Source organism: Sphingobacteriales bacterium (assembly GCA_016699615.1).
GTDB lineage: Bacteria > Bacteroidota > Bacteroidia > Chitinophagales > JADIYW01 > JADJSS01.
Window position 1 is genome coordinate 1,269,067 of the sequence record CP064984.1, and the last position, 24,277, is coordinate 1,293,343.

19 protein-coding genes are annotated in these 24,277 nt (G+C 31.0%); 10 read left to right on the top strand and 9 right to left on the bottom strand.

Annotated features, from left to right (window positions below; translation table 11 throughout):
* Positions 1-42: 42 nt before the first annotated feature.
* The gene (locus tag IPK18_05955; protein QQR99051.1) at positions 43-1,383 is read right to left on the bottom strand and encodes a choice-of-anchor J domain-containing protein; all 1,341 of its coding nucleotides are present in this window, start codon (positions 1,381-1,383) and stop codon (positions 43-45) included.
* Positions 1,384-1,412: 29 nt separating this feature from the next.
* On the bottom strand, positions 1,413-4,010 hold the full coding sequence (locus IPK18_05960) for a TonB-dependent receptor (GenBank protein QQR99052.1): 2,598 nt from the start codon (positions 4,008-4,010) through the stop codon (positions 1,413-1,415).
* A gap of 154 nt (positions 4,011-4,164) precedes the next feature.
* Here IPK18_05960 and IPK18_05965 point away from each other — a divergent pair, with 154 nt between their 5' ends.
* From IPK18_05965 to IPK18_05975, 3 genes are all read left to right on the top strand, one after another.
* Entirely contained in the window at positions 4,165-5,226 is a 1,062-nt protein-coding gene (locus tag IPK18_05965) for an endonuclease/exonuclease/phosphatase family protein (GenBank protein QQR99053.1), read from the top strand.
* A gap of 68 nt (positions 5,227-5,294) precedes the next feature.
* Positions 5,295-8,273, top strand: a complete 2,979-nt coding sequence (locus tag IPK18_05970) for a tail fiber domain-containing protein (GenBank protein ID QQR99054.1) — start codon at positions 5,295-5,297, stop codon at positions 8,271-8,273.
* A 30-nt stretch (positions 8,274-8,303) separates the two neighbouring features.
* The gene (locus IPK18_05975) at positions 8,304-8,810 is read left to right on the top strand and encodes a T9SS type A sorting domain-containing protein (protein ID QQR99055.1); all 507 of its coding nucleotides are present in this window, start codon (positions 8,304-8,306) and stop codon (positions 8,808-8,810) included.
* Positions 8,811-8,823: 13 nt separating this feature from the next.
* Here the strand turns inward: IPK18_05975 and carB are convergent, their stop codons facing one another.
* Positions 8,824-11,640, bottom strand: a complete 2,817-nt coding sequence (gene carB, locus IPK18_05980) for a carbamoyl-phosphate synthase large subunit (protein QQR99056.1) — start codon at positions 11,638-11,640, stop codon at positions 8,824-8,826.
* A 180-nt stretch (positions 11,641-11,820) separates the two neighbouring features.
* Between carB and tgt the strand changes: the two genes are divergently transcribed.
* Complete coding sequence (gene tgt / locus IPK18_05985) at positions 11,821-12,948, top strand: tRNA guanosine(34) transglycosylase Tgt (GenBank protein ID QQR99057.1); 1,128 nt, start codon at positions 11,821-11,823, stop codon at positions 12,946-12,948.
* 3 nt (positions 12,949-12,951) lie between these two features.
* Complete coding sequence (locus IPK18_05990; protein QQR99058.1) at positions 12,952-14,031, top strand: LptF/LptG family permease; 1,080 nt, start codon at positions 12,952-12,954, stop codon at positions 14,029-14,031.
* Here IPK18_05990 and truB read toward each other — a convergent pair.
* Positions 14,024-14,713, bottom strand: coding sequence for a tRNA pseudouridine(55) synthase TruB (gene truB, locus IPK18_05995; GenBank protein ID QQR99059.1), 690 nt, complete (start codon positions 14,711-14,713; stop codon positions 14,024-14,026). The genes IPK18_05990 and truB overlap by 8 nt on opposite strands.
* Positions 14,714-14,776: 63 nt before the next feature.
* On the opposite strand from truB, the gene IPK18_06000 reads away from it, so the two are divergent.
* Positions 14,777-15,157, top strand: a complete 381-nt coding sequence (locus IPK18_06000; protein QQR99060.1) for a RidA family protein — start codon at positions 14,777-14,779, stop codon at positions 15,155-15,157.
* A 4-nt stretch (positions 15,158-15,161) separates the two neighbouring features.
* Here IPK18_06000 and IPK18_06005 read toward each other — a convergent pair whose 3' ends face one another.
* Both IPK18_06005 and IPK18_06010 read right to left on the bottom strand, forming a co-directional pair.
* Positions 15,162-17,456 carry a bifunctional SulP family inorganic anion transporter/carbonic anhydrase gene (locus IPK18_06005; GenBank protein QQR99061.1) on the bottom strand — a complete coding sequence of 765 codons (2,295 nt, stop codon included), beginning with the start codon at positions 17,454-17,456 and terminating at the stop codon, positions 15,162-15,164.
* An 87-nt stretch (positions 17,457-17,543) separates the two neighbouring features.
* A complete protein-coding gene (locus IPK18_06010) occupies positions 17,544-17,843 on the bottom strand; it encodes a hypothetical protein (GenBank protein ID QQR99062.1) in 300 nt (99 codons plus the stop codon).
* A 144-nt stretch (positions 17,844-17,987) separates the two neighbouring features.
* On the opposite strand from IPK18_06010, the gene gldD reads away from it, so the two are divergent.
* A complete protein-coding gene (gldD, locus tag IPK18_06015) occupies positions 17,988-18,542 on the top strand; it encodes a gliding motility lipoprotein GldD (GenBank protein ID QQR99063.1) in 555 nt (184 codons plus the stop codon).
* A gap of 9 nt (positions 18,543-18,551) precedes the next feature.
* Here gldD and greA read toward each other — a convergent pair whose 3' ends face one another.
* The 3 genes from greA to IPK18_06030 all read right to left on the bottom strand — a co-directional run bounded on the left by greA (position 18,552) and on the right by IPK18_06030 (position 20,682).
* Positions 18,552-19,025 carry a transcription elongation factor GreA gene (gene greA, locus IPK18_06020; GenBank protein QQR99064.1) on the bottom strand — a complete coding sequence of 158 codons (474 nt, stop codon included), beginning with the start codon at positions 19,023-19,025 and terminating at the stop codon, positions 18,552-18,554.
* A 95-nt stretch (positions 19,026-19,120) separates the two neighbouring features.
* On the bottom strand, positions 19,121-20,050 hold the full coding sequence (locus IPK18_06025; GenBank protein QQR99065.1) for a hydroxyacid dehydrogenase: 930 nt from the start codon (positions 20,048-20,050) through the stop codon (positions 19,121-19,123).
* 8 nt (positions 20,051-20,058) lie between these two features.
* The gene (locus IPK18_06030; GenBank protein ID QQR99066.1) at positions 20,059-20,682 is read right to left on the bottom strand and encodes a CoA pyrophosphatase; all 624 of its coding nucleotides are present in this window, start codon (positions 20,680-20,682) and stop codon (positions 20,059-20,061) included.
* Between the two features lie 172 nt (positions 20,683-20,854).
* Between IPK18_06030 and IPK18_06035 the strand changes: the two genes are divergently transcribed.
* The 3 genes from IPK18_06035 to IPK18_06045 all read left to right on the top strand — a co-directional run bounded on the left by IPK18_06035 (position 20,855) and on the right by IPK18_06045 (position 24,192).
* A complete protein-coding gene (locus IPK18_06035) occupies positions 20,855-21,877 on the top strand; it encodes an alkaline phosphatase family protein (protein ID QQR99067.1) in 1,023 nt (340 codons plus the stop codon).
* Positions 21,878-21,946: 69 nt separating this feature from the next.
* Entirely contained in the window at positions 21,947-22,969 is a 1,023-nt protein-coding gene (pheS, locus tag IPK18_06040) for a phenylalanine--tRNA ligase subunit alpha (protein ID QQR99068.1), read from the top strand.
* Between the two features lie 11 nt (positions 22,970-22,980).
* A complete protein-coding gene (locus tag IPK18_06045) occupies positions 22,981-24,192 on the top strand; it encodes a glycosyltransferase (GenBank protein QQR99069.1) in 1,212 nt (403 codons plus the stop codon).
* Positions 24,193-24,277: the final 85 nt, after the last annotated feature.

Consider the following 24,277-nt stretch of genomic DNA (forward strand, 5'->3'; position numbering starts at 1 on the left):
ATAAATGGAGCGTTTTTTTATGTATTATATTATAATATTATCTTATTCAAAATAACTCACGCTTACATCATCAATATTATACTGAGTTGTATTTCCAGGATCACCACCTGTGTATCTAAATGCAATATATATATTACCAGAAATACTATTTAATGATATTGGTGTTGCCGCAGACCAAGCTGTTGTAACGTTTGGAACACTGCCTAATACATTCCATGTAGCTGTTGATGGATTTCCACTACCAGAATAGTCTGAAGAATATAATACCTCTAAGATTGTAGCGCCTGCAGGTTGATATATATTTGTTCTAAAGTTTAATGTTTCTCCTGTAGAACCATCTAAATTAATAGACGGTGTTATAAGCCATGCAACATTTGATGTTTGTCCTGAATTATAAGCACTTACGCGGGCATTTTTGTTAGTAGACGATCCTGTTCCATACCAATATTTTGTTCCTGCCGTTGAGAAGTTTGTCCAACCTGAAATAGCTAAATTTCCAGATGTAGATACTCCATTAAAGTTTTCAGAAAATAAAACTACTTCTACTGGTACTGCAGGACATGTTGTTGTAGATGTCGCTACTTCATTAATATCTCTTATTGCAAATTGTTTATCTGTTCTATAAACGCTATATATGCCTATAATGCTTACCTTTTCGGTTGCTGCTGGTGTGTTTGTATTAGCAAAAGTAGAGAAATTACTTGTTCTTACTAAAAATTCATTTCCTTCACAATCTAAAATTGTTCTACTTAAAGATTGTTCTGTTACAATATTTGCATAAGGTACTCCAGCAGAAGCATCATCAAAAGAAACAGGATCTAATTCTATTAAAATAGATTGGTCTGTAGTTAAATTTAATTGTGCAAAACTGCTTATCTTTCTTGGTACAATTGGTGTAACCATTGGTCCTTTTACAATATAATTGTTTACTAATGCACTTTGTATTTCGCCTACCGAAGGTTGTGCTCCTGTATAATCTATATAACCACCTAATTGCTTATTGTTGCCATATTGACCTAATACTAAACCATTACACTTTATATAAACTTTTCTACCAACAGGATAGTCTGTATATAAGCCAGATTTGTTTACTAAAACTGGAATAGCTCCTGTTGAGTCTTGTATTATAAATTGCTTATAGAAATTACCTGTTCTGTCATCAGCAGTTACTACGCCACCAATAATAATATCATCTGTTACCGTAATTGGATTGCCACTTGTAAACAATGATCTTAATTCTGCTATTGTAGTATTGGCAATATTTGGATCTGTAATTTCGTGTGGTGGTTCATCAAAATTATCTTTTTTACATGATGTAATAGATAATGTAGTCAATAAAGCTATTGACATTAAAATACGATTGATTGTTGTAATCTTTATCATGGATTATTATTTGTATTATTTATATTAAATTAGAATCTAAAAATTAAGTTTAAATAAAAGTTGATACCAAATGCGTATGTATATTTTGTTGGAAACTTATTGGCGTCTTTGTCTGTATAGTCAAAACGCAATTGCTCTCTTCCACTTACAATAAATTTCTTATTATTCGTTAGGTTGCTTATTCCACTATTTAATACGATGTAATATTTTCCTGCATTTTTACCATCCATTTTCTTAAATGTAGATTTCAATCTCCACGAATAACCACCAGACATATCTAGTGTCCATTGTCCTTTTTTGTTATATCTTTCTTGGTTTACAATGCTATTCCACTGCTCAGATTGGTATGGTACTAATTCTACAGCACGTTCTGTACGGTGTGTAGGTGCATATTCTGTATAGAATCTATCAAAGAAATTTACATTCATCCCTAAATACCAATATTTTGGAGAACGATAGAATAAGCCTAATGTATAGGCTTGTTGTGGTATATTAGGTACATAGAAGTTTTCGCTATAAATTGTTTCGTTTTGTAGAACATTTGGTTGGTTGTCTATTGTTAACAATCCATTTTGGCGACTTGTGTAATAGAATTTACCTATTGATGCTGCTAATGAAACAGTTAATCCTTTATAAACTTGTACTTCTGTTCCAAGTTCTCCTCCATAGTGTACTTTATCTATATTTGTTAATGTGTAGCTTGCTAAGCCAAAATAATCATCATCAAAATAGACTAAAATATTAGAGCCGTTTTTAAAATTCGTATAATAACCACTTGCTCTTAATTTTACTTTTGGTGAAGCCCAAACATAACCACCTTCTATAGAGCCTATCTTTTCACTACCTGGGTTGTTTGCTATGTTTCTTATACGTGGTGAGATAAATACATTATCCCAAAAAGGTGCTTTTGTTTCATAAGATCCATTCGCATATATATAATGACGCCCATTTATTTTATATGTTAACCCTGCTTTTACAGAATAGTTGTTATAAGAAAATACTGTTGATTTTCCTTTAGAGTTATTTACATCTAATCCATTTTGATATTTCCCTTCGCGCCATTGAGTGGTATTAGAAAATTTTGCTGCTGCAAACCAATCTATGTGCTTAAGTTGTTGGCTTGCTTGTCCCCAAACATCAATTTTATGTACTATTGATGAATAGTCGTAGCCATATTTATCTCCAACTTTTACAACGTGATTAGGTTGGTTTACATCAGGATATGTCGATGTAACATTAGTTTCTACAGAATCTGTTGTAAAGCTATTTTGATCTAAATAAAAATCACCGCCTAAAAGATCTCTAACTGTTTTATAGTTATTTACTTTAGAATATTGATATTGCACACCTGCTGTTATGTCTACATTTTTCACTGTAATGTTATAGACAGAATTTAGGTTAAAACGGTTGTAATATTGTACATTATTAGATAAAATATATTTGGAGTTTTTCCCAGTAACGCTACCACCTTGTCCATCTACATTATTAATAGTAACTGCATCTTGGTTGTTATTTACATCATAGATTCTGTCCCAGTTCACTTGCAATAAATCTGGATTCGCTTTCAATTGATTGTACAATTGTTCGCGCATATTTACCTGATCACTATCATTCAGATAACTTGGTAAGTATTTATAATAATCTGGTCTTGGGTCATCTATATTTTGGTTTCTATCAAAACTTGATACACTTCTTTCGCCAAATGAATATCCTGCAGATGTCATCCAATTAGATTTGTCTGAAGGTTGCCACTCATGTGTAAGAATAATTGTTGGTTGATGTCTATATTCTATTCTTGAGTTTCTTATTTTTCCATTTTGATAACCCCAATTAGGATTATAAAAATTTGTGCCAGCTAAATCATAAGCTTCTTGAGTTGCTGCTGTTGCTTTACCTTGTTTGGTTGGTGTACCAAAAATTGTTAATGCTAAGTTTTGTTTCTTAAAGAATTTTTGTACTGATGCAAAATAAGATACACTTTGCATAGATGTTCCTTTTATGTAGCCACTTTTTGCCCATCTTCCAAATAATGAGAAAGCAAAACTCCATCCTTTTTTAGTAATTCCAGAACCATAAGTAACGCCTCCACGCAAATCATAGGTTCTATTTGAAGTACCAAGTGTTATACTTAACTGTTGTCTTTGTTTTCCTGCACGAGCATCTATTCCATATAATGCACCAATTCCACTATATGCAAAAGTTGATGGTCTTAGGCCTTGTACGCTTTCTCTGTTTCTTGTTACATCATTTAAGCCTGCCCATAAATTGTATGCACCAAAACCATTATCTATATACTCTGTTGGAATTCCATTTAAATATGTATCAAAATAATCATTATCATATCCTCTTATTCTAAAACGTGCTATACCAAATGTAAATGATGCAGCATTTAGAAATGGGTCTCTTCCTGCATTTAATATTGGCGAAACAGATTGATCTGATGCTCCTTCATCATTTGTTTCTTCATCTTCTAATGTTACAACAGGTATCACAAATAACTTAGTTGAATCTTGTACTTCAATACTATTATTTGATGTTGTATCTATATTTTCATCTTGAGCCTTGGTGTCTACTATATTAAATAAAACAAAAAATATTAGTAGTAAGTAAGCAATGTTTTTATTCATAAAAGTTGGTATCTTTTTTGATTAGCCAAAGATAAGTTAATTTATGTGAATAAAAAAAGTTAAAAAATAAAGCAATTTTTATGTTTATGTGTATTTTTTGACCTAAATAAATGTTTTTAATACTCAAAATAAAATTATGACATATCTTTATAAAATGATTAATAGAATTCTTATCACTTGTTTTGTTTTGTTTTGTACAATAATTGCTGTTGCCCAAAGTACAACAACACAGCCAGCACAATATAAAGTAGTAATTGCTGGTTTTTATAATCTAGAAAACTTATTTGATACCATAAATGATCCAAATACTTATGATGAAGACTTTACTCCTGATGGTCCGTATCGTTATACAGGAAAAATATATCAAGATAAATTAGAACGACTATCTGATGTTATCTCACAAATTGGCACTGAAGTTTCTCCCGATGGTTTGGCATTTTGGGGTACTGCAGAAATAGAAAATGTTGATGTTTTGCTAGATTTAGCTGCAATGCCTAAATTGGCAAAAAGAAATTATCAACCTATACACTATAATGGTGGCGATCCTAGAGGAATTGACTGTGCATTTATGTATAATCCCAATTATTTTAAACCAATATATTCTAAATCTATTCCTATAAACTTGTCTTTGGCAGTAAAAGATGGCAAACCAACTAGAGATGTCCTTTGGGTACGCGGTGTACTTACAGGAACAGATACTGTAGATGTTTTTGTTGGGCACTGGCCATCAAGACGTGGCGGGGAAGCATTAACAGCTCCTATGAGAAACTATGTTGCCAAAATAATCAAACAATATACTGATTCATTAACCCAAATAAGACCTAATGCAAAAATATTGGTAATGGGAGATTTGAATGATAACCCTACAGATGAAAGTATAGAAAAATATCTAAAAGGCGTTGATAAAAAAGAAAAAATGGATAATTCTAAATTTCTAAATCCATTTATAGATATGTATAAAAAAGGGTATGGTACATTAGCTCATAATGATGCATGGGGATTGTTTGACCAAATTTTATTATCAAATGCATGGATAGATACAAAACAAGAAGGTTGGTTCTATAAAAGCGCTTATATATTTAAGAAAGATTTTATGGTACAACTTAATGGAAAATACAAAGGATATCCAAAAAGATGTTGGAATTTTAACTTATATAATGCTGGCTATTCTGACCATTTTCCTACATATATTCAGTTATTACAAAAAATAAAATAAAAAAAGTTAGCTTAAATACTTGATTTATTAGTTCTAGAATTTTATCTTCGTATAAAAATAAATTGCTTATGATTAGATATTACATCATTTTATTTGTTTTATTGGTTACAAATATTACAATAAAAGCTCAAACTCCCGACTTAGTTAATTTTCAAGGAATCGCAAGAGATGCAAGTGGAAACATCTTACCTAACAAAAACATTAGTGTAAGACTATCTATCATTAATGATAATACAAGTGGCAATCTTTTGTATTCTGAAACAAGAAATATTACTACAAATATTCTTGGTTATTTTAATATCATTATTGGTGGAAGTGGAGCAATATCTACATCAGGTGTTTTTTCTGATATTGACTGGTCTAGTGAGAATAAATTTCTAAAAACTGAAATTGACCCAAATGGAGGAAGTTCTTTTATTAATCTAGGAACAACACAATTAATTAGCGTGCCCTATGCACTAAATTCAAAAACTGCAGAAGAACTGAGCCCAGAGGCTAAAATAAATTTAAATAATATTAGTCAAAATGGTGCATTAGCAGGACAAGTTATTAAATGGGATGGTACAAATTGGGTTGCTACTCAAGATTTACAATCAACGACAGGTTCTAATCTTATGGCTGGCACTGGTTTGTTTATAGATAACAACAATATTATATATAATATAGGAGATGGTGATAGCTCATCTACAAATGAGCTTCAAACTTTAAACCTAACAGGAACAACATTAAGTCTTTCTAATGGTAATAGCGTTATGCTACCTACTGGCACTACTTATTCTGCTGGCTCTGGTATTTCTATCACTGGTAATACTATTGCTGCTATTGATAATTCGGCAACGAATGAATTTCAAACTATTTCTAAAGCTGGAAGCACTATAACACTTTCTAATGGTGGTGGCTCTATTTCTGATAGAGATAGTCAAACACTTTCTATTTCTGGTACTACGCTTTCTATCTCTGGTGGTAATAATGTAACATTACCTACTGGTACTACTTATTCTGCTGGTTCTGGTATTTCTATCACTGGTAATACTATTGTCGCTATTGATAACTCGGCAACTAACGAAATTCAAACTATTTCTAAAGCTGGAAGCACTATAACACTTTCTAATGGTGGTGGCTCTATTTCTGATAGAGATAGTCAAACACTTTCTATTTCTGGTACTACGCTTTCCATCTCTGGTGGTAATAACGTAACATTACCTACTGGTACTACTTATTCTGCTGGTTCTGGTATTTCTATCACTGGTAATACTATCGCTGCTACTGATAGTTCTACTACTAATGAATTTCAAACTATTTCTAAAGCTGGAAGTACTATAACGCTTTCTAATGGTGGTGGTTCTATTTCTGATAGAGATAGTCAAACACTTTCTATTTCTGGTACTACGCTTTCCATCTCTGGTGGTAATAATGTAACATTACCTACTGGTACTACCTATAATGCTGGTTCTGGTATTTCTATATCTGGAAATACTATCGCTGCTACTGATAGTTCTACTACTAATGAAATTCAAACTATTTCTAAATCTGGAAGTACTATAACGCTTTCTAATGGTGGCGGTTCTATTTCTGATGCTGATGCACAAACTTTATCTATTTCTGGTACTACACTTTCTATCTCTGGTGGTAATAATGTAACATTACCTACTGGTACTACCTATAATGCTGGTTCTGGTATTTCTATATCTGGAAATACTATCGCTGCTACTGATAGTTCTACTACTAATGAAATTCAAACTATTTCTAAATCTGGAAGTACTATAACGCTTTCTAATGGTGGCGGTTCTATTTCTGATGCTGATGCACAAACTTTATCTATTTCTGGTACTACACTTTCTATCTCTGGTGGTAATAATGTAACATTACCTACTGGTACTACCTATAATGCTGGTTCTGGTATTTCTATATCTGGAAATACTATCGCTGCTACTGATAGTTCTACTACTAATGAAATTCAAACTATTTCTAAATCTGGAAGTACTATAACGCTTTCTAATGGTGGCGGTTCTATTTCTGATGCTGATGCACAAACTTTATCTATTTCTGGTACTACACTTTCTATCTCTGGTGGTAATAATGTAACATTACCTACTGGTACTACCTATAATGCTGGTTCTGGTATTTCTATATCTGGAAATACTATCAGCAATATTGGTGATAATGATGCAAGTAATGATATAACAACATCTACAACTGCTGGTGGTGATTTAAGTGGTACTTATCCAAATCCTAATGTTGTTAAGATACAAAACAGAACAGTATCTAGTACTGCACCAACGAATGGACAAGTTTTACAATGGAATCAAACAACATCACGTTGGGAACCAACAACGATATCTGGTGGAGCTAGTTTATGGACTGCAAATGGTAATGATATTTATAATAACAACACTCAAAACGTTGGTATTGGAATTAATCCTCCGCTTGCAAAGCTACACATAAGTAGCAACAGCAATAACACTACGGAAGGATTACTAATAGAAGAAACAGAAAACGATACCAATAGAGTTGGATTTAAGAATACAAATGGTGATGGTTGGATGCTAAAAGCATATACAGGTGGCACTGCTACAAATTCTTCTTTTTCAGTTTTCTCGGTAAAAGGTGGTGGAAATATTTTAAGAATGTCTGGTGATGGTAATTCTTATTTCTCTGGTGCTGTATTTACATCTTGTGGTATGCCAAGTTGTTCTGATGTTAGATATAAAAAAGACATTTACAAAATAAATAATTCTTTATCTAATTTAATGAAAATTAGAGGTGTGAATTATTATTTTAAATACAATGATTTTAAAGACAAAAACTTCTCTAAAGAAAAGCAAATTGGTTTTATTGCTCAAGAAATAGAAACAATATTTCCAGAGTTAGTTTTTACTGATGAAGATGGATACAAATCTGTTGATTATGCAAAAATAACGCCTGTACTTGTAGAGGCAATAAAAGAATTAAAAAATGAAATAGATGGTTTGCGTAATGAGAATAATACACTTAAGGCAGAAATAAATGATAGATTATTGAATCTTGAGAAAGTTATTTTACTATAAAATTCATTTTCTAAAACAGAGAAATAATATATGGTAAGGTTATATTTATTAATGCTGGCATTTTTTAGCTTTGTTGCAATTCAAGCACAGAGTATCACACCAAGTGTGATTAACTCTACTGGTAATTTTGTTCCATTAAATAATGAATATTACCAATGGTCTGTTGGTGAGACATATATCAATATGGATGTTGCTTCAAATATTATTGTTTCTAGTGGTTTTGTGCAGCCAGATCAGGACTTTATTACTAAAATAAAAGAGACAATCAAAGCAAATGAGTTGGGTATTTATCCAAATCCTGTTTATAATCAATTGACTGTAAATACAGATTTTGAACAAAATGGTACTTTAAAATATAAAGTTTATCAAGTTGATGGTAAATTATTATTTATGTCTGAAAAACATATTACAACTAAAGAGTTATTTTTAATTGATTTTGATGACATTAGTGCTGGTAACTACATTCTAGATTTTACATTCGAAAATGAAAGTAACAAAAAGAGTTATTTTGCGTTCAAAGTTCAGAAAAAATACTAATCAAACTATTTGATTATTTACTCAAAAACATAGATTTATCTTTATACAATTGTCTAAAATAAGGATCGTATAGGTCTTTAATAAAATAGATTGCTTCGCCTGTAGATTTCATTTCTGGCCCTAATTCTTTATTGACATTTGGAAATTTTTCAAATGAAAATACTGGTTCTTTTATAGCATATCCTTCTAATTTTGGATCAAATTTAAAATCTGATAACTTGTGTGTTTCTAACATTACTTTTGTTGCAACATTAAGATATGGTATTTGGTATGCTTTGCAAATAAATGGTGTTGTGCGTGATGCTCTTGGATTTGCTTCTATGACATAAACCATATCATTTTTTATGGCAAATTGTATATTGATTAAACCACGAATATTCAGTGCTTTACATATTTTTTCTGTGTACTCTTTCATCGTTTCTATGATGATTGGGCCAAGTGAATATGGTGGCAACACGCTATTGCTATCGCCACTGTGAATACCAGCTGGCTCAATATGTTCCATCACGCCTAAAATTTGCATTTGTTCGCCATCATAAATAGCATCTATTTCTGCTTCTTTAGCTCTATCCAAGAAATGGTCTATTAATATTACATTATCAGGAATGTCTTTTAATAAGTTAACAACTGCTGTTTCGCACTCATCATCATTAATTACAATACGCATTCTTTGTCCACCTAATACATAACTTGGACGAACCAATACTGGATAACCAACTTTGTTTGCAACAGCTAATGCTTCATCTGCATCTCTTGCTGTTCCATAATCTGGATATGGAATATCTAAAGCCTTTAATAAATCTGAAAATCTACCTCTGTCTTCTGCAATATCCATATTATCATATGATGTACCAATTATCTTAATTCCTTTTTCGTGTAGTTTTTTAGATAATTTTAATGCTGTTTGTCCGCCCAATTGTACAATTACGCCTTCTGGTTGTTCAAATTCTATGATTTCCCAAAGATGTTCCCAAAAAACTGGCTCAAAATATAGTTTGTCTGCAATGTCAAAATCTGTGGAAACTGTTTCTGGATTGCAGTTTACCATAATTGCTTCGTAGCCAACTTCTTTAATTGCTAAAAGACCATGTACACAACAATAATCAAACTCTATACCTTGACCAATTCTGTTTGGTCCTGCACCTAAAACTATTATTTTTTTCTTATCAGATAATTTGCTTTCATTTTCTGTATCAAAAGTAGAATAGAAATATGGTGTCTTTGCTTCAAATTCTGCAGCACATGTATCTACCATTTTATATACACGTTTTATGCCTAATGCTTTTCTTCTTTCATAAACATCGTCTTCTTTTATTCTTCCTAATAGAAAAGCTAATTGTGCATCACTATATCCTTTGGTTTTTGCTAATTTTAGTAAATCAACAGGTATTGTGTCTAATGTATATTTTTTTATTTCTTTTTCTAATTTTGATAAGTCTTGGATTTGTGTTAAAAACCAATTATCTATCTGTGTTAGTTTATGAATAGTATTGATTGGAACGCCTAAGTCAATTGCATCTTTTATTTTAAAAATTCTGTCCCAACTTGGATGTTCTAGGCTGTCTAAAATATCTTCTGTTTTTGCTAAGCTCTTACCATCTGCACCTAATCCTATTTTATTATTTTCTAATGATTGACATGCTTTTTGTAATGCTTCTGTAAAATTTCTTCCAATACCCATTACTTCTCCAACAGATTTCATTTGAAATCCTAATGTGGTATCGCAACCATGAAATTTATCAAAATTCCATCTTGGTATTTTTACAATTACATAGTCTAATGCTGGTTCAAAATATGCTGAAGTATTTTTTGTAATTTGATTTTGTAATTCGTCTAAGTGATATCCTATTGCTAATTTAGATGCGATTTTTGCAATTGGATATCCTGTTGCTTTTGATGCTAATGCTGATGAGCGTGATACTCTTGGATTAATTTCTATTACAATAATTTCTTCTGTTTCTGGATTTACAGAAAACTGAACATTGCAACCACCTGCAAAATTTCCTAAGCCACGCATTAACTTCATTGCTTGGTTTCGCATTTCTTGAAATACTGTGTCTGGCAACGTCATGGCTGGTGCTACTGTGATAGAATCTCCAGTATGCACACCCATTGGATCTAAATTTTCTACTGTACAAATAATAACTACACTATCGTTGGCATCACGAAGTAGCTCTAACTCAAATTCTTTCCATCCCAAAACTGCTTGTTCTACTAATACTTCATGAACTGGAGAACATTTTAAGCCATGTGCTAATGCTTGTTCAAATAACTCTGGATTTCTTACAATTGCGCCTCCACTTCCACCAAGTGTATATGATGGTCTAATTACAATAGGAAATCCTATTTTCTGTGCTGCATCTTTACCTTCCAACATAGAATTGGCAATGATAGATTTTGCAACGCCCAATCCCATGTTGATACAATATTGTCTAAATTCTTCTCTATTTTCTGTTGTTTCAATCACATTCAAATCAACACCAATTATTCGTACATTATATTTTTGCCAAAGTCCTATTTCTTCTGCTTCTTTACATAAATTCAATGCTGTTTGTCCGCCCATTGTTGGCAATACACAATCAATATTGCGTTCTTGTAATATTTTCTCTAAGGAACTTGTTGTTAATGGCAGTAGATAGATATAATCTGCTGTTACGCTGTCTGTCATTATTGTAGCTGGATTAGAGTTTATCAAAGTAACTTCTATTCCTTCTTCTCTAAGTGAACGTGATGCTTGAGAACCTGAATAGTCAAATTCGCAGGCTTGACCTATAACAATTGGACCGCTACCAATGATGAGTACCGATTTTATTGAATTATCTTTTGGCATTTTTGGAAAAGTTTTACGAAAATACGCAATAGAAATAAGTTAGAATAATAAAATGTTCTTTATTGTTGCATTAAGAAAGAAATATTAACCTAAATATCTATGTATTAGTATAAAAAGTACAGTATCTTTTTATATTATCTTTTAGATACTTTTTAATATCCTTATATTTGTAGAAAAAAGTTGAAATTTACTATACATCATAATGATTCAAAGTCTAATGCACGCGCTGGAACTATAGAAACTGACAACGGCAGTATAGAAACGCCTATTTTTATGCCTGTTGGTACGCAAGCTACTGTAAAAGCTGTACACTTTAGTGAATTGGAAAATGACATTCAAGCACAAATTATTTTGGGTAATACTTATCATTTATATTTGCGTCCTGGAATAGAAATATTAGAAAATGCTGGTGGATTACATCAATTTAACTCTTGGAAAAGACCTATTTTAACAGATAGTGGTGGCTATCAAGTATATTCATTAAGTCATAGAAGAAAAATTACAGAAGAAGGTGTTACTTTCCGTTCTCATATTGATGGTAGTAAGCATTTATTTACACCAGAAAATGTAATGGACATTCAACGTAGTATTGGTGCAGATTTTATTATGGCGTTTGATGAGTGTACGCCTTATCCTTGTGAATATCATTATGCAAAAAAATCTTTGAGGCTAACTCATAGTTGGTTGGATAGATGCATCAATAGATTTGATACCACAGAACCAAAATATGGCTACGAACAAACTTTGTTGCCTATTGTACAAGGAAGTGTGTATAAAGATTTAAGAATAGAGTCTGCACATTATATTTCTGAAAAAAATAGGTTTGCAAATGCAATTGGTGGCTTGGCTGTAGGTGAGCCAGCCGAAGAAATGTATGCAATGACTGCCATAGTGAATGATATTTTGCCTAAAGAACAACCTAGATATTTGATGGGCGTAGGTACACCAGCCAATATTTTAGAGTCTATTGCACTTGGCGTAGATATGTTTGATTGTGTAATGCCTACCAGAAATGCAAGGCATGGTTTGTTGTTTACTACAAATGGAATTATTAGTATTAGAAATACAAAGTGGAAGAATGATTTTTCTTGTATTGATGATAAAGTATGTGCAACAAGTAAAATACACAGCAAAGCTTACTTAAGACATTTGTTTGTTACTGATGAAATTCTTGGAATGCAGCTAGCAACACTACAAAATCTAAGCTTTTATCTTTGGTTGGTTGGTCAAGCAAGAGAAAAAATAAAAGATGGAAGTTTTGCAGCTTGGAAAAATACTATTATACCACATTTAATGCAAAGATTGTAACCATTGAAAGTTTTAGATAAATATATAATAAAGCAATTTTTAATTACTTTTTTCTTTGCTATCTTTTTGTTGAGCTTAATTGCCATTATTATTGATATCACTGAGAAGATTGATAATTTTTTGACTAATAAAGCACCATTTTCTGCTATTGTTTTTGATTATTATCTCAATTTTATTCCTTGGATAACGTTGCTTATTTCTCCATTATTTGTATTTATTTCTGTAATCTTTTTCACATCTAGATTAACGATGAATACAGAAATAATTGTGATGCTAAATGGTGGTATGAGTTTTTATAGACTTCTAATGCCATATCTTTTTACATCTATTCTTCTGGCATTTAGTATTTCATATTACAATCATTATATATTGCCTAAACAAAATGTAACTCGTATTGCTTTTGAAGAATCTTATGCATCGAAGAAAGAAAATCAAGTGTTTCAGATTAACTATCATTTTCAGATAGGAAAAGATACGATGATATACACACAATCTTACAATAAGCAAAACAAATCTGGATATAAGTTTACCATGGAAAGATTAAAAGATTATAACATAACTTATAGAATAGATGCTGATAATATTGCTTGGGATTCTTTAAAAAATAAATGGAAATTACAAACTTATACCATAAGACAACTGCAAGCAAAAGATGATATATTAATCAAAGGTGCTGACACATTGATGCGACTTCCTATTGTGCCTAATGATTATGATATTCAAGTGTATGAAATGGAAAAAATGACGACACCCAAGTTAAAACATTTTATACATGACCAAGTAATAAAAGGTGCAGAAAATGTGAAGTTTTATCAATTAGAATTACACCGAAGAACTGCAATTCCGTTTAGTGTTATTATCTTAACAATTATTGCTGTAGCACTTACAACTCACAAAGTAAGAAATGGAATGGGCATTTATTTGGTGCTTGGCTTGCTGATTAGTGGTGCGTTTATTATTGTTCAGCAGTTTTCGAGTGTGTTTGCAATAAAAGGAAATTTAGATCCACTTATTGGTGCCTGGATTCCAAATATTGTTTTTAGTGTTTTGGCTGTTTTTCTAATTATTAGAGCACCTAAGTAGTTTCCAAATTATCAATTTGCTTTGCCAATTCTTCTACTTGAAATGCATCTTTCACATCGTAGTTGCCTATCTTTTCTCTTCTTAATGAAAATAAATATGCTACATTTTGTAATTTTTTTCCAAAATCGTGTGCAATAGTTCTAATATAAGTTCCTTTGCTGCATTCTATCTTAAAATATACATATGGCAAATCTATTTGGGTAATTTCAAATTGATAGATATGTACCAATCTTGGTCTTACTTCAACATCAATATTTGCTCTTGCTAGTGAATATGCTCGTTTACCATCAATTTTTACTGCAGAATGTTTGGGTGGATATTGTAATTGTTCTCCAACAAATGTTTGAGCACAATCTAATACTTGTTGTTCTGTAATGTGTGCAATACTTTGCTGATTGATGGCTGGCTTTTCTGTATCGTAGCTTTCTGTTTCTGCGCCTAAAAAAATACAACCAGAATAGGTTTTGTTTTGCTGTTGTATTTCATCAATAGTTTTTGTTTTTTTTCCTGTACAAATTACTAATAATCCAGTTGCTCTTGGATCTAATGTGCCTGCATGCCCAATTTTGATATTTCCAAATTTTCTTTTAAGTGGATATTTTAGTTTGTTTACAACATCAAAAGATGTCCAATCTAGTGGTTTGTCTATCAGCAGTGTTTCTCCATCAACAAAATTATACATAAAAAGAATTGCAAAGATACTTACAATTTTTTATAGCATTAGATATTTTATTATCTTTGAAACATGACAAAAAGAATAATTTATACAGAAAATGCTCCTGAGCCAATTGGTCCATATTCACAAGCTGTATTAATAGATAATACATTGTATGTTTCTGGTCAGGTTGCTATTGATCCATTTATTGGTGATGTGGTTAGAAATGGTGTGGAAGGCGAAACTGAACAAGTAATGCAAAATTTAAAAAGCATATTGTCTGCTGCAGAAATGAATTTTAGTAATGTTGTTAAATGTTCTATTTTCTTAAAAGACATGCAAGATTTTCCGAAAGTAAATGCTGTTTATGGCAAATATTTTTCAGAAAATCCGCCTGCCCGCGAAACTGTTGAAGTAAGTTGCTTACCAAAAAATGTTTTGGTAGAAATTTCTTGTATTGCTGTGAAATAGTTTATTACAATCTTAAGTCTGCTACTGAAAAATCTGGATTTTGCTCATCTCTGATGTATTTTACATCATCATAAAATTCTACTGTGCCTGTTTCTATATCGTACATTGCACCAACAACACCAATTTCTCCATTTTCTACCATTTTTTCAAGTATAAAACTTCTTTCGATAATATTTTTCACATTACGTTTTACGTTTAACTTTGATACGTTTTCTACAAAAGTTACGTTGCTTGAGTCTCTTTGTGTTGTAGTTGTTTTTTCTGCATAAACTGCTGGCTGTAGTTTTGATAATAACTCAGTTAGATTGCCCATTTCTACATTATCGCACGCACCTTTTACTGCACCACATTTTGTATGTCCTAAAACAACAATTAGCTTTGAACCAGCTACTTTGCATGCAAACTCCATGCTACCTAAAATATCTGTGTTTACGATATTTCCTGCTATACGTACAGAAAAAACATCACCTAAGCCTTGGTCAAAAATCAATTCAGCAGATGTTCTACTATCAATGCAGCTTAGTATAATGGCAAATGGCCACTGCCCATCTTGTGTTGCATTTACTTGTTCAAGTAAATCTCTGTTTGCCTTTAGGTTATTTACAAATCTTACATTGCCTTTTTGTAATATTTCTAAGGCATTTCTTGGTGTTATTTTCTTTTGTAAATCTGCGTTTTGTGTTATTGTTTTCATATATCTTAATTTAAAATCATTTAATAAATTTTCGCTTTCTATTGATACTGCTCCATCTTCTTCAATGTTGTACACTTCTTTAAAGTTGACAAGCGCAACTGCAATGTTTTTATTTTTTGCTTGATAATCTCTAAATTCTTTTATTAATTCTAATACATCAAAATCTATATAGGTTGATGCTGATGCATCTATAATTACTTTACTATTTTCTGGCAAATGAGCTAAGGTTTGTTTTATACTTGCTTTGTTTAGGAATGATACTTCTTCTGCCAATTTTATTTTAATGATATCACCCATTTGGTGTTTTTCATTATGAAAATAATAAGCATGTTTCATATTTCCTTTTAAAATTGCTAAAACACTTACTACAATACCAATACCTACACCTTGCAATAAATCTTGTGTAAATACTGTTGCAACTACTGTAATAATAAATGGCCACCATTGGTATTTTCCATTTGCATACATTTCTTTGAAAATTGAAATTTTTGCCAACTTATATCCAGTTATTAATAATATAGATGCTAATGCTGCTAATGGTATTTTATTGATAACACTTGGTATTGCTATTACACTTAATAATAATAATAAGCCATGAAATATTGTTGAAACTTTGGTTTTACCACCAGAATTTACGTTTGCAGAACTTCTAACAATTACACTTGTTATTGGCAAACCACCAATTAATCCTGAAACGATATTACCTATACCTTGAGCTTTTAATTCTCTATTGGTATTTGTTATTCTTTTTTGTGGATCTAATTTATCTATTGCTTCTATACTCAAAAGCGTTTCTAATGATGCAATGATAGCGATTGTGATACCTGTTATCCAAACGTCTTTGTTGGTTATTTGTGTAAAATCTGGAGTTGTAAAAAACCCAATAAAATCAGAAAAACTATTGGGTACTGGAATATTTACTAAGTGGTTGCCTAAAACTGCCAGAGATAAATTGCCTGCAATAAATATTTGATTTAAAACTACACTTACAATTACTGCCACCAAACCTGCTGGAATAAATCCAACTCGTTTTTTTATTGCTGGTTTATCCCAAAATACCAAAATTAATAACGATACGATGGTGATAATAATTGCTCCAAGATGCACATGTTCTATTGAATTTATAATAGATGTGAATGAGTTTTCGCCATTTAATTGTATAAATGATAAATCGCCTTCATAGTCTTCATCATAGCCAAGTGCGTGTGGAATTTGTTTAAGTATAATGATAATACCTATTGCTGTTAGCATCCCTTTTATTACGCCATTTGGAAAATAATTACTAATGCTTCCTGCTTTAATGATGCCCAATATCGCTTGTATTGTTCCGGCAATTACTACTGCTAATAAAAATGTCTCGAATGAGCCTAAGCTAGAAATTGATGCTAATACCAATGCTGCCAAGCCTGCTGCTGGACCACTTACACTTAGTGCTGAGTTGCTCAATGCACCAATAACAATACCACCAACAATACCTGCTATCATTCCTGAGAAGAATGGTGCACCTGATGCTAATGCAATGCCTAAACATAATGGCAATGCGACTAAAAATACGACAACGCCTGCTGATAAATTCTCTTTAAGATATAACTTTCCTTTTTCCATAAATTTTTTTTGATTAATTAATAAATTCTAATGTGCTTCTTATTTCTACATGTTAGAAGTGTATGAAGCAAAAATGTATAAAATAGCTTAGCAAAAATCTGGAGGAGAAAAGATGTTTTTACTGTATTTGGATTCTATTATACTATAAAAATAATTCGAGTTGAATTGATATATAAATCTGTTAGATGATGTATGACAATATTCTAAATATTCGTGGTTGTTTTGTTGTTTTCTAAAATCAAACTTATGAACTTCTTTTTCGTTTTCTTCTATTTCATTTAAACTAATTAGGCTTGATGCATCTTTATAAAAAGACAATGCATGAATGCTTATAAAATAAGTTGCTATGATATTAAAGAATAATATGAAATAGAATTTTCTCAACATTGACAAAGATAGATAAGTTGTTACGATTATAATATTTTAGTATGTTAAACAATATTAATGTTTAATTGTTCAAAAAATTTATATTTTTGGATGTTAATGACATACATGCGACAATATGTTATAATATTCTTTGTAAGTTTTCTAATGCTTATTGCTTGTAAAACTAACTACACACCTAAACGAAGTGGGTATTTTAGAATTGATTTTCCTGAGAAAAGAAGTTTAGTTACTTATGAATCAAATCAATGTCCTTTTGCTTTTGAATATTCTAATCTTGGAGCGATAGAACAAGATGTAAATGATATGAATGAAATGCATGAACATCCTTGTTGGTTTAATATTTATTTTAAAGATTATGGTACAAAAATATACTTAAGCTATACCTCAATAAGCAGTAAGAATACTTTAGAAAAATTAATAAAAGATAGTTATACGCTCACTTTTAAACACACCATTAGGGCTGATTATATTGATGAAACAGTTATAAAAGGCAAAAATAAAAATGTAAGTGGTATGTTGTATGATGTTGGTGGTAATGCTGCTTCTGGTGTTCAGTTTTATGTAACAGATAGTACGCACCATTTTCTACGTGGCTCTTTATATTTCAATACAGCACCAAATATTGATTCTTTGGCACCAGCTATTGAATATTTTAGAAATGATGTATTGCTTTTAATCGAAACGCTTAGATGGAAATAAAATTTAGCATTATATGCTAATATCTAAAACTTCTAAGTCCATTGCTCCTGCTGGAGTTTGCACGGTAACTTTATCACCTTTTTCTTTACCTAACAACGCAGCACCAATTGGTGATTTTACGGAAATCTTCATTTGCTTTAGGTCAGCTTCATTTTCAGAAACTAATTGATAAGTAAAATCTTTTTTCATCTTGATGTTTTTTACTTTTACCTTGCATAAAATAGATACTTTTGATGTGTCTATTTTACTTGTATCTAATATTCTTGCACTACCTATTGCTGCTTCTAGTTTTCTGATTTTAAGTTCTAATAATCCTTGTGCCTCTTTGGCTGCATCATATTCTGCATTCTCAGATAAGTCACCTTTTTCTCTTGCTTCTGCTATTGCTTTTGAAGCTGATGGTCTATCAACAGATACTAGTTGTTGTAATTCCTGTTTCATTTTTTCCAAAGTTTCTTCTGTTACATATACTAATTCTGACATAATATTATATTTTATATGAAAAAAATAGACACGTTCCTTTTGAGAACGTGTCGTACATTGCAAAGTTATATCTTTTTACAATAAAATCAAGAAAATTAACAGTTTTCTTTTATTATTGGTAATATTTTATCCCACAATACTTTTACCAATTTGTACTTGGATTGCACTGTCCATCCAGCAATATGTGGCGTGGCAATAACATTTTCATTATTAATTAATTGATGATACTTTTCTATTGGGTGTATCTTGTTTTGATAGATAGGTTCGTCTTCATAAACATCTACACAAAATCCTTTTATTTTTTTTGTTTCTATTGCATGTATTATTGATAATGTATCTACAACAGCACCTCTTGATGTATTAATGATAATTGGTTGTTTGTGGCAATTATTGATGAAACTATCATTTATAAAATGATGTGTGCTTTTATTATAAGGCACATGTAAGCTTATTACATCACATTCTGATTGTATTTGTTGAATATCAACTTGGGTTTTGTATTTGTTGGGCAAAATATCATTTACTAATATTTCTACATCAAATCCTGCCAATTTTTTTGCAAACGCAGCACCTGTGTGCCCAAAACCAATAATTCCAATTGTTTTTCCATCTAATTCTTCTCCTCTAAAATATTCTCTATTCCAAATATTATTTTTTATTGCTTGATTAGAAATGCTTATCTTATTTAATACATTAAGTAACATAGACAAAGCATGTTCGCCTACTGCGTTGGCGTTTCCTTCTGGAGAATTTACAACAGCAATTCCTTTGCTATTTGCATATGCAACATCTACATTTTCTAAGCCACTTCCAACTCTTGCAATTACTTTTAAACTTTTAGCAGCGTCAATTGTTGTTTTGTCTATTTTTAAATATGTTGTAATCACTATTAAATGATATTGGCTTATTATTTCTACTAATTTCTCTTTTGAAATATTAGTAATCACATCAACTTCAAAACCAAATTCTTTTAGTTTATCTTCTAAATACTCATGAATATTATCTGTGATTAGTGCTTTTAGCATTTTTAGAATTATCTTGTAATATGAATCAATTCACTTGTTATCATTGCAGTTGCTCCCCAAAGAATTTTATCTTCAATTGTAATATATGGTGCTTGCAATACAATACCTATACCTGATTTTATTGGTTTTTCTTCTATTTTTGCCTGCTGCAAATATGCAAGTGGTACTTCCAATACTCTCTTCACTTCTACGTTTGTTATATAGTTTGGTGGCTGTTGCATATATCCAACAATTGGATAAATGATAAAATTACTTGCAGCTACAAATACCTTGCTCATTGAGCCTAAAACTTCTATCTCTGAACGTTGAATACCAACCTCTTCTTCTGTTTCTCTGAGAGCAGTATCAATATAATTAATATCAGATGGTTCAACTTTTCCACCTGGAAAACTAATTTGCCCACTGTGAACACCAGTATTTTCTGGTCTTTCAATAAAAAGCACATATGGCTCATCTTCTTTTTTAAAAACAAGAATTAATACAGCACTTTTTTTGGCTAATGGATTTGTAGGAATAGTAAAGTTTTTTGCATTGCTGTAATATGGCTGCATTATCTGATGTGCCAAAACACCAGGCAGTTTATTACTTTCTATTGTCGTAGATATTTTAGCTAATATTTGATTGAAATGCATTATTGAACTCTAAATACAATATTACATCTATTTTTTTAAGAAAAAAAACTGTAATATTTGTGTAAAATATCTGAAAAGTTAATGTAATATTTATGTATCTTTGAAGTGATAAAATTTATATAAAATGAGAAATAGATACTTTATAACAATCTTTTGTTTCCTAACAATATTTGTGTCTTGTAAAAAAGATGGTGCAAATACAGATCCAAATCGTACACTTAAAAGAATTTGTTTTGGTTCATGTTCTTCTCAACATGTTAATAATCATGATATATTTAGGTATATCAGAGCACAATATCCAGATTTATATATTGCTGGTGGCGATAATATATATGGTGATTTTTTTGCTATTATTCCTGGTTCTAAAGACTATATGATTAGAGCATACCAAAATCAATGGAAACACAAACCTGTGACAGATTTGTATAATAATGTTGAAACATTAGCAACTTGGGACGATCATGATTTTGGACAAAATGATGGTGTAGAAGATAATTCTGCTAAATATTATGCAAAAGAATTGTTTTTTCAATGGTTTAAAATTCCAGAAGACCATCCGCGTAGATTTAATCCAAGTGGCGAAATATACGCTGTGCAAGAATACGGAGATGCTGACCACAAAGTACAAGTATTATTATTAGATCTAAGATGGTCTCACACACCTTATAAAGTTGGTGGTGCTGCTGGTGCATTGTCTGGCTATGATACAATAATGGATACAAATGCAAGGATGATGAGTGATGAACAATGGACTTGGTTGGGTACTCAACTTGAAAAACCAGCAAAACTAAGAATTATAGTATCTAGCTTGCAGTTTTCTGCATCATATAATGGTGGTGAAGCTTGGAATGTATTACCTTTAGAGCAACAAAGAATGATTAATCTTATTAAAACAAAAAGAGCAAATGGTGTTCTTTTTATAAGTGGTGACGTGCATTTCGGTGACCTTAATGTAATAAAACCTACAGATTGCTATCCTTTATATGATTTAACATCAAGTGGTTTAACACATCGTGAAGAGAAACCATATAAAAGTACTAATAGAGTTCCTGGTGTTGGAGCACCGCTCAACAATTTAAATTTTGGACAAATAGATATTGATTGGGATAACCAAAATATTACAATGCTAGTAAATAATAATAAAGCTGTTGCAAAAATTAAAAAAACAATTCCTTTTGCTGATTTGAACTTTTAATCTCAAAAATATTAAATTAATAATTTTAAAAAGTGGCTTATTTAAAGTCACTTTTTTTATTTTTGGTGTATGGATTTATTTGAACAAACAAAAAGTATACAAAAAGATATTGATGACTTTAGCATTAGTGATGCTGCTACTTTAGAACAATTTAGAATAAAATATCTTGGTACTAAAAATGTATTGAAAGATGTTTTTGCTGAAATAAAAAACATTCCGAATGAACAAAAAAAAGCATTTGGACAATTGGTAAATGAAGCTAAAATAAAAGCAGAAGAAAAGTTTGAGCAATATAAAGATAGTTTCAGTTCAACATCTAATAAAAAACAAGAAATAGACTTAACACTTCCTGGTGTAAAACAATCTGTTGGTAGTAGACATCCTGTAAATATTGTGAAAAATGAAATCATTGCGATACTAAATAGACTAGGTTTTGCTGTGGCTTTAGATAGAGAAATGGAAGATGATTGGCACAATTTTACAGCACTAAACATGCCAGAAGACCACACAGCCAGAGACATGCAAGATACTTTTTACTTACAAATAAATCCTGCGATGTTATTGCGTACACATACATCTTCTGTACAAATTAGAGTGATGGAAAAACAACAGCCACCAATTAGAATTATTGCGCCTGGACGTGTGTTTAGAAACGAAACAATTTCTGCGCGTGCGCATTGTTTCTTTCATCAAGTGGAAGGTTTGTATATTGATAAAAATGTAAGCTTTGCAGATTTATTACAAACACTAGATTATTTTGTAAAAGAAATGTTTGGCAAAGACACTAAAATTGGCTTGAGACCATCTTATTTTCCATTTACAGAACCATCAGCAGAAGTTGATGTATCTTGCTTTATTTGTAATAGCAAAGGTTGTAATGTTTGTAAATATTCTGGTTGGGTAGAGATTTTAGGTTGTGGAATGGTAGACCCAGCTGTATTGAAAAACTGTAATATTGATCCTAAAGAATATTCTGGTTTTGCTTTTGGAATGGGCATTGAACGCATTACTATGCTTAAATATCAAATTAATGATTTAAGATTGTTTTCAGAAAACGATATGCGTTTTTTAAAACAATTCAAATCTGCATAAAATAAATCTTATTGATAACATTTTGGATAATTATATCAATAATACTGTGTGTTGGCTATGCTTGTCTACAGTTTTTTTATGTATATCAATGGAAACAAATAGATGTTGATTTAGCAACAACAATACATAAAGAACTTTATGTTGCACTTATAATTCCCACCAGAAATGAGGCAAATAACATTGAATCTCTGCTACATTCTATAGCAAAACAAAACTATCCAAGTTCTCAAATAGAAATTATAATTGTAGATGATTTTTCGGAAGATGATACTGTAGAAAAAGCAAAAAATATATTGCAACAACTTCCTTATCAATATAAAATTTTACATCTAAAAAATTATATAACTAATCATCTTGCGCATAAGAAAAGTGCTATTGAATATGCAATTGCACAAACTAATCAAGAACTAATTATTACTACTGATGCTGACTGTGTAGTACAACCTTATTGGATAAAAAATATTGTACAAATGTTTGTAGCAACAAATGCAAATTTAGTCGCATCGCCTGTTGCCTTACAAACAAAATCTATTTCAAATATTTGGAATCGTTTTGAGTGTTTAGATTTTTGTGGTATGCAATTAATAACTGGCGCAAGCATTCAAGCAAAAATTTTTAATATGGCTAATGGTGCAAATTTGGCTTATTTAAAAAGTGCTTTTCTTGCTTGTGATGGCTACAAAGGAATTGACAACAATGCAAGTGGTGATGACATGCTTCTGATACACAAGATTGCTCAATTAGATAAAGAGAAAATTTTTTTTCTAAAAAATGGTGATGTTATTACCTATACATCTACAACAAACAGTATAAAAGAATTTTTACATCAACGATTTAGATGGACAAGCAAAGCAACTTTGTATCAAGATAAAAGAATAACAATAATGCTTGCTTTGGTATTGTTGTTCTGCATTTCTATACTTGTCAACTTATTACTTACGTTGGCATTTCCAATATATTATAGTATTTTCCCAAATCATAGTTTAGATGGTTTGTTGTGTTTTTTAAATGTCTTAATCTTTGCTGTTTTATTTATTTTTCAATTTATATTTAAAACTATTGCTGATTATTATTTATTAAAACAGGCAACTCGTTTTTTTAATGCTCCTATTTTGATGAACAAATTTATAGTTTCTGAGTGCTTGCATATTGCATATATTGTATTTGTTGGTACTTTGGGCAACTTTGTATCATCAAATTGGAAAGGAAGAAAAATAAAGTAGATTTATTATCTAAACTAATTTTCTCGAAAAAATGCTTATTTTTGAAAAAATGTAATTTGAATATTCATGCTTTTTAATTCATTTA

Coding starts and splice junctions, on each gene's coding strand:
- gldD (QQR99063.1), top strand. CDS start 17,988: ATGCTTATTGCTTGTAAAACTAACTACACACCTAAACGAAGTGGGTAT.
- truB (QQR99059.1), bottom strand. CDS start 14,713: ATGTATAATTTTGTTGATGGAGAAACACTGCTGATAGACAAACCACTA.
- IPK18_06000 (QQR99060.1), top strand. CDS start 14,777: ATGACAAAAAGAATAATTTATACAGAAAATGCTCCTGAGCCAATTGGT.
- IPK18_06030 (QQR99066.1), bottom strand. CDS start 20,682: ATGCATTTCAATCAAATATTAGCTAAAATATCTACGACAATAGAAAGT.
- IPK18_06010 (QQR99062.1), bottom strand. CDS start 17,843: ATGTTGAGAAAATTCTATTTCATATTATTCTTTAATATCATAGCAACT.
- IPK18_05955 (QQR99051.1), bottom strand. CDS start 1,383: ATGATAAAGATTACAACAATCAATCGTATTTTAATGTCAATAGCTTTA.
- IPK18_05975 (QQR99055.1), top strand. CDS start 8,304: ATGGTAAGGTTATATTTATTAATGCTGGCATTTTTTAGCTTTGTTGCA.
- IPK18_05965 (QQR99053.1), top strand. CDS start 4,165: ATGATTAATAGAATTCTTATCACTTGTTTTGTTTTGTTTTGTACAATA.
- IPK18_06025 (QQR99065.1), bottom strand. CDS start 20,050: ATGCTAAAAGCACTAATCACAGATAATATTCATGAGTATTTAGAAGAT.
- IPK18_06005 (QQR99061.1), bottom strand. CDS start 17,456: ATGGAAAAAGGAAAGTTATATCTTAAAGAGAATTTATCAGCAGGCGTT.
- IPK18_05970 (QQR99054.1), top strand. CDS start 5,295: ATGATTAGATATTACATCATTTTATTTGTTTTATTGGTTACAAATATT.
- pheS (QQR99068.1), top strand. CDS start 21,947: ATGGATTTATTTGAACAAACAAAAAGTATACAAAAAGATATTGATGAC.
- greA (QQR99064.1), bottom strand. CDS start 19,025: ATGTCAGAATTAGTATATGTAACAGAAGAAACTTTGGAAAAAATGAAA.
- IPK18_05960 (QQR99052.1), bottom strand. CDS start 4,010: ATGAATAAAAACATTGCTTACTTACTACTAATATTTTTTGTTTTATTT.
- carB (QQR99056.1), bottom strand. CDS start 11,640: ATGCCAAAAGATAATTCAATAAAATCGGTACTCATCATTGGTAGCGGT.